This window comes from Candidatus Gracilibacteria bacterium (assembly GCA_010119145.1).
In the GTDB taxonomy this organism is placed as follows: domain Bacteria; phylum Patescibacteriota; class Gracilibacteria; order BD1-5; family UBA6164; genus JAACSU01.
The window spans coordinates 1-7,131 of the sequence record JAACSU010000013.1; the positions used below are offsets into that span (position 1 = coordinate 1).

11 protein-coding genes are annotated in these 7,131 nt (G+C 30.7%); all 11 read right to left on the minus strand.

Annotation, left to right across the window (positions count from 1 at the left end; translation table 25 throughout):
* Positions 1-190 precede the first annotated feature (190 nt).
* Positions 191-622, minus strand: a complete 432-nt coding sequence (locus GW846_06125; GenBank protein ID NDK10322.1) for a hypothetical protein — start codon at positions 620-622, stop codon at positions 191-193.
* Positions 623-716: 94 nt separating this feature from the next.
* Positions 717-1,769 carry a 6-bladed beta-propeller gene (locus tag GW846_06130; GenBank protein NDK10323.1) on the minus strand — a complete coding sequence of 351 codons (1,053 nt, stop codon included), beginning with the start codon at positions 1,767-1,769 and terminating at the stop codon, positions 717-719.
* A 90-nt stretch (positions 1,770-1,859) separates the two neighbouring features.
* Positions 1,860-2,237 carry a hypothetical protein gene (locus GW846_06135; GenBank protein ID NDK10324.1) on the minus strand — a complete coding sequence of 126 codons (378 nt, stop codon included), beginning with the start codon at positions 2,235-2,237 and terminating at the stop codon, positions 1,860-1,862.
* Between the two features lie 24 nt (positions 2,238-2,261).
* Positions 2,262-2,744: a DoxX family membrane protein gene (locus GW846_06140; protein NDK10325.1), complete on the minus strand. Its 483-nt coding sequence runs from the start codon at positions 2,742-2,744 to the stop codon at positions 2,262-2,264.
* A gap of 124 nt (positions 2,745-2,868) precedes the next feature.
* Positions 2,869-3,072 (minus strand): response regulator transcription factor, encoded by a 204-nt coding sequence (locus GW846_06145; GenBank protein ID NDK10326.1) that lies wholly within the window; start codon positions 3,070-3,072, stop codon positions 2,869-2,871.
* Between the two features lie 92 nt (positions 3,073-3,164).
* Entirely contained in the window at positions 3,165-3,437 is a 273-nt protein-coding gene (locus GW846_06150) for an efflux RND transporter permease subunit (GenBank protein NDK10327.1), read from the minus strand.
* Between the two features lie 111 nt (positions 3,438-3,548).
* Positions 3,549-4,031 (minus strand): hypothetical protein, encoded by a 483-nt coding sequence (locus tag GW846_06155; GenBank protein ID NDK10328.1) that lies wholly within the window; start codon positions 4,029-4,031, stop codon positions 3,549-3,551.
* Between the two features lie 118 nt (positions 4,032-4,149).
* Positions 4,150-5,151, minus strand: coding sequence for a hypothetical protein (locus tag GW846_06160; GenBank protein NDK10329.1), 1,002 nt, complete (start codon positions 5,149-5,151; stop codon positions 4,150-4,152).
* Positions 5,144-6,211: a 6-bladed beta-propeller gene (locus tag GW846_06165; GenBank protein NDK10330.1), complete on the minus strand. Its 1,068-nt coding sequence runs from the start codon at positions 6,209-6,211 to the stop codon at positions 5,144-5,146. Before GW846_06165 ends, GW846_06160 begins: the two co-directional genes overlap by 8 nt.
* A 201-nt stretch (positions 6,212-6,412) precedes the next feature.
* Positions 6,413-6,577 carry a hypothetical protein gene (locus tag GW846_06170; GenBank protein ID NDK10331.1) on the minus strand — a complete coding sequence of 55 codons (165 nt, stop codon included), beginning with the start codon at positions 6,575-6,577 and terminating at the stop codon, positions 6,413-6,415.
* A gap of 52 nt (positions 6,578-6,629) precedes the next feature.
* Entirely contained in the window at positions 6,630-7,100 is a 471-nt protein-coding gene (locus GW846_06175; GenBank protein ID NDK10332.1) for a methylamine utilization protein, read from the minus strand.
* Between the last annotated feature and the right edge of the window lie 31 nt (positions 7,101-7,131).

A 7,131-nucleotide genomic window follows, 5' to 3' on the forward strand; every position in this document is an offset into this window, starting at 1 on the left:
ATTTTTTAAAAATTTATTTATAGCATTATATCTGTGTTTAAAGTTTTAGCCTATATTATGCAAGGCAAGTTATAATAAAATACAAAAATGGCAATGTGTTAAATAAAACCATTGCCATTTTTGAATCTCGTAATATACTATTATGCACTATGTCATTTCCTGTTAAGAAAATCACCACTATTGTAATTTTTTATTTTATTTCATTAATAAAAGTATACACATTATTATAATTATAAGGAGTTACTTGTAATATCTTTTCAATGTAATTTTCACTGTTAATGTAAAAGATAGCGGGTGTACTAATTTGAATTTTTAGTTCTTCATCTTCTCTGTTTTGAAAACTAACTAGAACTTTGAAACGAATCCTGAATCTTTCTTTAATTTCATTAATAAATGCAGATGTCGTTTTGCCTTTATCTTGTACAAAAACCACCATAGAATCGTTCCATTGTTTTTTATTCACTAACAAGTTTAATTGGGTTAAAAGTATTTCAACACAAGAAGAACAATCGCTTTCATTGATATAACACTTCAATCTATATTTTAATTTACTGTCGATTTTAGTAGAAAAAGTTGTATCAAAAACAACATTCTTTTTGTTTACGCTAATGTTTGAATGCAAAATCTTATTATTTTGAAAACGAAAATAAATTAAAACTATCGATAGTATTATCAAATAGATATAATGGTACCATGGTTTCCAATCTAAAAACAAACTAAGTCCGAATTTTATAAATGATTATAAATGGATACGGTTTCTTAAATTTCATCATAGGAAAATTTTTAGGTTCAAAATACTCTAGCAAATAATTCCCATCCGAATCAAGGAATAAATTTTGTTCACTAATTTTAACTTTCCCCAAAAAAACGCCATTAGTATCATATACTTGAAAAAAGCGAACAGAACCATGTGGATTATTACGGTCAATTTTCAAATACTCTTGTAGTAATAACCGTTTGTTTGATACAATAAAAATATTTTGAGGAATTGTTGATTCCAAGTAAGCATCTGTAATTACTTCATATTTTGTTGCTTTAATTTTTTTTAATTTTTCATAGTTTTCAGGGCATTCACCAATATCAGACTCTTTCCCTTTTGAAATCTTATGAATAGTACATTTATAACAGTTCACTTCGTAAATAGTCATGTTTTTTTTATCACTTACTAATCCACCATCTAAAAAACCCCTCATATAATAAGAACGGTAATTCGGATCAGCACGATGAAAGGAACTGATAAATCCAGAACTATCATACACTGAAATATAATATCCGTTGGCATCAAGAGGGGCATGGTGTAAATAAAACTTGCTATTTAAAGCACAAATATGTCTAACCGTTTGATTATTCTTTATAACCTTTTGTTGGTAAATTAATTCCCCAAATTTGTCAAACTTTGTTACTTGGCTCAAAAGGTGGTCATAAACATATATATTGTCATTTTCATCAATATCAAAAGAAATGATACTTCTGAATTCCCCTGGTCCCGAACCATCAGCCCCAAAATGATTTAGCACTTTCCCGTTTCTATCAAACTTATAAATAGTTTTTAAATATGGATTAGCCAAAACAAAACCACCTGACGAGAATTTAATCAATGGAGAACTATCCAAAGAGTCACTGGAAATATGTAAAAAAATTGTATCAATTTTTTCAAAGAGATCTAAAGTTGTTTCGCTTTTCTCTACAAGTTTTTTTATTTGTTTCTGAAAATCATTTAAGGGCGCTTCCTTTTTATGTACACAAGATGTAAAGATGATAAATAACAAAATATAATTTTTATTGATAATATATCTTAACATTTTTTCCTCATTAATTATTCAAAGGGTCGAAAAATTTCGACCCTTAAATCAAACAACTTATCAACAGCCTCCACTTTGCCAAGTTAATCTCATAGAATATAAACTGCATTGATGTGAAGTGCCACCAAAATCGCAAACTTCTTTCAAATAATAGACAGTTTTAACTGAATATTCAACCCAAACACCATCAGTACCAATGTGACTTATTTGGCAATAAACTTGCCTTGTTGTAGTTCCATAATTATAGAATTGCGTGTTTTTACTCCCACCACCACCTCCGCCGCCGTCGCCAGTAGTATCTGGATCTTGTTGGGGCAATGCTAAAGCAGTTCCCTCAAATATTAGACCAACATTAAAAATTACAAGAAATAAAAACAACGAAAACCTAAACCAACTTAATGGTTTTTTTGTTTTTGAATTTTCTTTCTGAAGCATGACTTTCTCCTTTTTTTATATGATTTATTTATTTATTAATGCCTCTGCAGTGACATTAAAACTTTTTATGGACAGTACAGCAATAATAAAAAACATGGAGTTTCTTAATACCATAAATATACTAAACTCACTTTCTACTATATCTCCGAAGCACCCGCAATCATTATTCAGCCCAATTATAGTACCGTAAATACTAAAAGCAAAGAAACAAAAAAAGAGTATGGTTGCGGCAAATAAGGTTTTCTTTGTTTGTTTATTAAAAATCAACATTAGTCCAAGAACAATTTCAATAACAGGTAAAATTGTTGCTGCAAGAATCAATAAGTTTTCATTCACTTTAAATACCGCCTTCATTGTTTCCATCATCGGTATTGGATCAACAATTTTAGTAACTCCAGAGAATAGAAGAACAACAGCTATAAAGTAATAAAGACTTCTCCATATCAGTTCAAAACCCTTCGGGATCGTTCTTATCATTTTTATATTTGTTACTATCATTGCAAACATTGTCGAAACATCTAAAATTCTTTATGCAAAATAAGTTAAAAAAGAAGACTGCGCATGCGTACTTCCTACCCATTTTTCTAGGTAGTTGGTACCCATTTTTGTATAGGTACTACCTACCTATATGCTATTTTATTCTGTTTTGGTTGTTTTGTAAAAAATTCTTTATTGCCCAATAATCTGAGAAGCCAAGTTTCTCTTTTATTGTTAGACGATGGTTTGACACAGTTTTATAGGATATAAATAGCTTTTCAGCAATGTCCTTGCTTTTTAAACCTTCTCTAATTAATAAAACAATCTCAATTTCCCGCTTAGTTAAATTAGCCAACAATTCAGGCGCTAATTCCCTGCTTAGACCTATTTCAGTATTTTCATGGTTTTCATCACCCTCAATCTCCTCTTCTTTTTTATTAAAAGAGAATTTTATCTTTCTCTCCGATCCAAAGAAACAGAGGTAACTTTTTTAACTCCGGTTACCGTTGCAACTGCGGATTCGAGCGGTTCTGTAATCTGTTTTTCTACTTCTTCCGGGGAAGCGTTGGGATAAGTTGTTTGAACCATTAAGTGAGGAATGTTAATATTAGGAAGAAGGTCTATTCCAATATTGAAAAAGGAAAAAATGCCCAGTAATGTAATGGAAATGAAAATAACTGTAACTGTTATTGGACGGCGGATACTGGTTGAACTTATTGACACGCGTATAAATCTATAATGAGTAAAATTCTTTGGTTGTAAATTAGTACGTTTTTATATGTTTTTCGAATTAATAATGACTTCCCAAAAAATATTTTACTCATTTGAATTCTGTTATTCATTTTCAACCAATCTTATCGCTTTTCGAATAAACTTATCAAATTTATCTTTTGTCTCAGATGTAAAATATTCTGCATAAATAACCCTCTGCTTATTATCTATTAGAAAAATGAAATTTGTAGGAAGATTATTCAAAGAAAGGTCTTTTCTAATCTGACGGTTTATATCGATGAAATATGAATTTTCTAACCGATTTTTTTTAAGATAAACAAAGGTACTCCGGTCATTTTTATCTCCAATTATTATTAGTTGGTTAGAGAGTCCATTAGGGAAATTATAGGAATTTCCTGACCAATATGTTCCAACAAATTCCAAACACGGGTCACATACTATACCATTTTGAAAAATAATAATGCAATAATTATTGTCTTCAAAAAACTTCCCAAAAGTTTTGCTACCTTTAATATTTTGCAAAACTAAATTTTTTATTTTTAATCCTTCTGCATTTGAGAGCACCGCACTTAGAGAAGAATTCATGTAATTTGTCTTATGTAATCTATCCGTAGCGTTTTTATTATGTTCTATAACTGACTGCATTTTAACATTTTGCCAAATGCTAAAAATAATAACAATTAATAAAACAGAAGCCAAATGTTTAACGGAGAAGATGACTTTTAAATTCATAGTTGACAATAGCGATTGAGTTTTCATTGTTTTTGTTTTTTGCTGTGTCAATAAAAAAGACTTTTTTGTTATTAACCCCAATGGGGTATAAAGTTGTTGGTAAGGATAATTCTAAACTGCGTTTGTCGTTTTGGATAAATAACCAATGTTTAGTTTCATCAACCCTGTCAAAGTAAGAAATTATATAATCGTCAAATAATGAGTAACTGCTCCACAACTGAACTGTACTATTCCATTTTTTCATCTCTTTTTTATCAAGTGAGGTTATTGCCTCCGGCATGTGATAAAATGATGGTTTTCTGTCGTATGTTTTTATCAATTTACCATTTTGATCATATACATCCATGATATAATCGGAGGCATGGCAAACGATTATATCGGAGTTACGAAACGAAACATTGCCAGCCGACATATGAATAATACCGATATTGGGTTTTTTAGGTTCACGACCAAAAGAATAAATGAATCTGCCATCAAGAGTATACCGGTGAATAATCGGTTTGTTCTTTACTCCATCACGGTAATATACATTGTAAATTAATAGTTGTCCGTTTTTTGTTAAATACAATTGTTGGCCGTTTTTAACATGAATTGTTTTAAGCTCTTTCCCACTTCGATCAAATTTTTTCAATATATTTTTATACCCGTCAATTATATAAAATATTCCTAAAGAATCAACAATGACATCATCTATATGTCCAAGTTTATTCTGTATATTGAATTGAGACAATAACTTTCCTTTAAAATCATATCTACAAACTAATTTTTCTTCTTTATCTGCGATAAGTATGGTAGAATCTTGAAAAATCCGTACAATATTAGGAGTAATTTTATTCTTGTTGGTGAAATTGATTTTTATAACATCTTTTTTTACAAAATATCGAGAAAAATCATTAATCATGCCCGGTTGTTCACGCCCTACAAAAACCGAAATACTCGCCATAAGCAGAAGAAATATATTCAATTTAATCATACCTTATTTTATAACCGATAAGTTGATAATCTGGCACTTCGGCGAAGTTAGAAAGAACTTCATCTGGAGGATTTTTAACAAAATAAATTACATCGTCATCTCCTATAGTTCCTAAACTAAGATCGGGCGCAATCTTAATCCCACTTTTTAAAAGATTTCCATCAGTATCGTAAATGTCAAGCCAGCGTGATCTTGGTTTTGTTCGCATCAACTCAACAAGTACTAAGTTGCTTTTAGTAACTAAAATTTTAGTTAGCGGAGTAAATGCATCAAGAACTTCTTGAGTGGCGAACTGATTTTCCGGAACTTCTAATGGCTTAAAATATCTCGGCATATTCCCAAATTTTTTAATAAAATCTCCATACTGCGAATATTTTTGAATTAGATACTGTGTGGAATGGATGACATAAACATTTCCCTTGCTGTCAATATCTATGTTAGCCCCTATCATACCAATTTTAAAAAATGGCGAACAAAAAGATTTTACATAAAACCCATTTGCGTCATAATATTTTATAGAATTCTTTTCTGCGATGGCTAATTCCGTCGGATTATAAAGATAAAAACCGCCTATTAGATCAGAACAGATTCTAACTCCAAATTTGACATTATTGGAAGTTATAAATTCTCCATCTACTTTAAATCTAGACACACGCATATTATTAACATCTAAAACTAGAATTTCATTTTGGGAATTAACCGCTATATCGTATGGAACAATGTACTCGCCGGGGCCGGAACCAACCTCCCCGATTGTATTTTCTAATTTCCCTTTTTTATTGAACACAAGCACCTGTTTCCCTTGGCTATCGTTAATAATAATATTTTGTTTCGTTACCAGAACTGTTTTAATGTTTGAAATTATATGATCATCGTCTACCTTCAAAACACTTTGATATGCTTTTTTAAAAATAAAATCAAATTCAGAATTAGCTACTAAGACCTCCCGGTATTTCATCATCTGCGAAGTATTTTTATCGAACGACATAGAACTTTGTTTTTGTTCTCCGTTCTTGCATGATGATAATATGATTACAACAAACAAAAAGAAAAATTTCATGTATAAAATATCTCCGCTATTGTATTAGCTTTAGTTTATGCTAAACATTAAAAAAACATTTAGGTATTCTCGTCCACAAAAGTTTTGGAAATTTGCAAATAACAATTAAACATGTCCCACTCTTTTTAAGGCATAAATTTTTTTTTCATGAAAAGTAAGTCTCCCAAAGTTGGCCAAACTGGGTAGACTTGAATAAGTGGATTATTCGCACGCTCTTTCTGAACCACATGCAGAATACGACCAAGCACAGGCAACAACCACTTTATCGCCCATAACACAATAAGACAAACCGCGTGGTGTAACCGGTTTAGCAAACACATTGTAATCTTGCGCGAATGCAAGAACCAAAGTGGCTACTATTGTCAAGAAAAAAAACGACTTTTTCATTTGACTTTCTCCTTTTTTTTATATGATTGATTTATTTATTTATTAATGCCTCTGCAGTGACATTAAAACTCTTTATAGCCAATATAGAAATGATAAAAAACACTAAATTTCTTAAAATCATAAATATTCCAAACTCACTTTTTACCAGATTTCCGAAGCATCCGCAATCATTATTTAGCCCAATTATAGAACCATAAACGCTAAAAACAAAGAAATGAAAAAAGAGTATAGAGACGGCAATTAGGATTTTCTTTGTTTGTACATTAAATACAAGCATCAGTCCAAAACCTATTTCAATTATCGGTAAAATTGTTGCTGCCAGGATCAGCAGACTTTCGTTCACTTTAAATACCGCCTTCATTGTTTCCATCATCGGAGTCGGGTCAATGATTTTACTAATACCGGAGAACAGAAGAACAACCGCAATAAAATAATAAAGTATCTTCCCTATCAGTTCAAAACTTTTCGGGATCGTTCTTGCAATCTTTATATTTGTTACCATAGAAGTAAACATTACCAATACATCTAATATT